The following is a 991-nucleotide window of genomic DNA, read 5'->3' as shown; positions in this document are numbered from 1 at the left end:
CTTCCCTCTGCAAGCTTTCTCGCTATTATTGCTGCGTCCAATGCGGATACTCTTCCATCGTCATTGACATCTCCGACTGTTATTACAATATTTCCATGTTCATCTGTTCGTTTGGTTATCTCCGGAGTTGTAACCACTGATACCGTTGTTTCAGCCGATGTGCTTACCTGACTTACCGTTGTTATTGCTGGTTCACTCGTTGTAATTTGAGATACCGATGTTTCAATCTGACTTACTTGTGTTTCTTCTGGAGTTGTCATTTCTGTCTGACTAACTGTTGTTGCCACATCTTCACTTGTTGTAACAGCTGTAGTCTCTGCCGGTGTTGTTACTTCCGGTTCTGCATCTATAGCAGAAAAGTTATATTCATACTTTTCCGCATATTCCTGTGCAGTAGAGTTTTCATAACCGTATATCGTTCCTGTAAACTGATACATTGTAAGATATGAATCATATATTTCACATTCAGGATTCAATATTGTGATACTTTCCGCTGCAGTGCAGCTGTTGAATGCATTTTCGCATATATATTTTACACTTTCCGGTATTTCTATGTTCTTCAGATTTTCACAGAACATAAATGCACACTCTCCAATTGTTTCCAGACTGTCGGGAAGTTTTATGCTTGTTATCTGACTTTCGAAAAATACATACGGTAAAATCTCTGTAACAGGCAGACCGTCAATTCTATCAGGAATTATAACACTTTCAGCTGTAACATATGTTTTATCATACAATATTGTTATAGAATCCTCAACTCCATCACCGTTGCTGTCAGTTTTTTCATATCTTATGCTTACAGGAATATATGTTTCGTATGCGTTTATTACTGAAGTTCCGAACATCAATGTTATCATTGCAGTTAATATAAAAGCTTTTAATTTTTTCATAATCAAACCCTCCATATATTTTCATCTCTTTATATATATTATATCATATATGTTTTGTTTTGTCAATATAAACCATACATTTTTTACCATTTATTTTCTGT

1 protein-coding gene is annotated in these 991 nt (G+C 35.2%); it reads right to left on the bottom strand.

Annotated features, from left to right (window positions below; genetic code table 11):
* Nucleotides 1–890 (bottom strand): leucine-rich repeat protein (locus tag OCV67_RS13355; RefSeq protein WP_178085186.1); only part of this gene is annotated, 890 nt, incomplete at its 3' end.
* Nucleotides 891–991 lie beyond the last annotated feature (101 nt).

It is taken from the genome of Porcipelethomonas ammoniilytica (assembly GCF_025567485.1).
Taxonomy (GTDB): Bacteria; Bacillota; Clostridia; order Oscillospirales; family Ruminococcaceae; genus Porcipelethomonas; species Porcipelethomonas ammoniilytica.
This window is presented reverse-complemented; position numbering and strand designations above follow the sequence as displayed.